The sequence below is a fragment of the Streptomyces sp. NPDC013455 genome (assembly GCF_040632975.1).
Lineage (GTDB): Bacteria > Actinomycetota > Actinomycetes > Streptomycetales > Streptomycetaceae > Streptomyces.
In genome coordinates, this window is sequence record NZ_JBEYCX010000075.1 from 1 (window position 1) to 1790 (window position 1790).

Annotated in this window: 3 protein-coding genes; 2 read left to right on the forward strand and 1 reads right to left on the reverse strand. The window is 73.8% G+C overall.

Annotation, left to right across the window (positions count from 1 at the left end; translation table 11 throughout):
• Together ABZ576_RS34340 and ABZ576_RS34345 are read left to right on the forward strand one after the other, a co-directional pair.
• A partial coding sequence (locus tag ABZ576_RS34340) for an ABC transporter ATP-binding protein (protein WP_360750041.1) occupies positions 1-388 on the forward strand: 388 nt, incomplete at its 5' end.
• A gap of 229 nt (positions 389-617) precedes the next feature.
• Positions 618-1358, forward strand: coding sequence for a class I SAM-dependent methyltransferase (locus ABZ576_RS34345; RefSeq protein WP_360750044.1), 741 nt, complete (start codon positions 618-620; stop codon positions 1356-1358).
• Here ABZ576_RS34345 and ABZ576_RS34350 read toward each other — a convergent pair.
• On the reverse strand, positions 1355-1790 hold a 436-nt coding region (locus ABZ576_RS34350; RefSeq protein WP_360750047.1), incomplete at its 5' end, for an oligopeptide/dipeptide ABC transporter ATP-binding protein. The two genes, ABZ576_RS34345 and ABZ576_RS34350, sit on opposite strands and share 4 nt — an antisense overlap.

Genomic DNA, 1790 nt, shown 5'->3' on the forward strand with positions numbered 1-1790 from the left:
CGCCATCGTGCGGCACTTCTCACAGCGCGTCGCGGTCATGTACCTGGGTAAGATCGTCGAGATCGCCGACCGCGAGGACCTGTACGGCAACCCGCGCCACCCCTACACGCGGGCCCTGCTGTCCGCCGTGCCCGAGGCCACGGTGGACGAGGAGCCGCGGGAGCGCATCCGGCTGACCGGTGACGTGCCGTCGCCGATCAACCCGCCCTCCGGCTGCCGTTTCCGCACCCGGTGCTGGAAGGCGACCGAGAAGTGCGCGACGGAGGCTCCGCCGCTGGTCCAGGTCGAGGGCAACAAGCCCGGCCACCTGACCGCGTGCCACTACCCGGAGACGGCGGAGACGGTCCCCGCACCGCGCCTGGCCAAGGACCCCGAGGCGGCGGCCTGACACACCCCTTTCCGTCAGCCGCCCCCTTGCGGAACGGACTTTCACCGGCCCATTGACCCGAGCCCATGAACGTCCGCTCCAGGGGACGAGGGCCCGCGCCTCCCCAGGCGCGGGCCCTCCTCTGCGTTCGGCGGCCTCGCCGGACTCCGCCGACGGCCGCGGCGCACAAGCGGTTTCGGAGTGCCTCGTTCCTGACACACCGTTCAGCATCGTGTGGCACACTGCCGCGGTGGTGGATCACGTCTATGCCGATCTCTCGCTCGCCGAGCTGTACGACAGCCTCAATCCCTGGGGGCCGGGGGACGACTTCTACCTCGGTCTGGTGCGAGAGGCCGGGTCCGTGCTGGACATCGGCTGCGGTACCGGGCAGCTGCTGCGGCGGGCCCGGGCCGAGGGGCACCGGGGCCGGCTGATGGGCCTCGATCCGGCCGCCGCCATGCTCGTCCAGGCGCGCGGGGCGTGTCCCGACGTCGAGTGGGTGCTCGGCGATGTGCGGGTGCGGCGGTGGCAGGCGGAGTTCGACCTCGTCGTCATGACCGGGCACGCCTTCCAGCAGCTGGTGGGCGACGAGGAGATCCGGCTCTGTCTGCGCGCGGCCCGGGCGGCCCTGCGGGACGGCGGGCGGTTCGTCTTCGAGACCCGCAATCCGGGCGCCCGGGCCTGGGAGCGGTGGACCCCGGACCGGATCCACGAGATCACCGCCGCCGACGGCACCCCCGTACGGGTCTGGCACGAGGTGCGGGGCGGAGGACCGCGGCGGGGCCGGGTCCACTTCACCGAGACCTACGCCGGCCCCCGGTGGCCCGCCCCCCGGGTCCGGCACAGCGTCCTGCGCTTCCTGGACGCCGGCACCCTGGAGGGCTTCCTCGCGGAGGCGGGTCTGGCCGTGGCCGAGCAGTACGGCGACTGGGCGCGGGGCCCGCTCACCCCCGCCGCCCCGGAGATCATCACCGTGGCCCGCCCGGCCTAGGAGTGAGGTTCCTCCTCCTTCCGGCCCTCCTCCAGCGCCGCCAGCGCCGGGTCCAGGACGATGTCCTCCGCGCGGGCCTCGGTGCTCGGGTCCTCGGGGAAGTGGCAGGCCGTCAGGTGGCCGTCGTGGTTGCCGGAGAGCCGGACCAGCGGGGGCTCCTCGGCCGCGCACTTGTCCTCCGCCTTCCAGCACCGGGTGCGGAAGCGGCAGCCGGAGGGCGGGGAGATCGGGGAGGGCACGTCACCGGCGAGGCGGATGCGCTCGCGGGCCGGCGCGTCGCCCTCCGTGAGGTCGACCTCGGGCACGGCGGACAGCAGCGCGTGGGTGTAGGGGTGGCGCGGGCGGGCGTAGATGGAGTCGCGGTCGCCCACCTCGATGATCTTGCCGAGGTACATGACCGCCACGCGCTGCGAGAAGTGCCGTACGACGGCC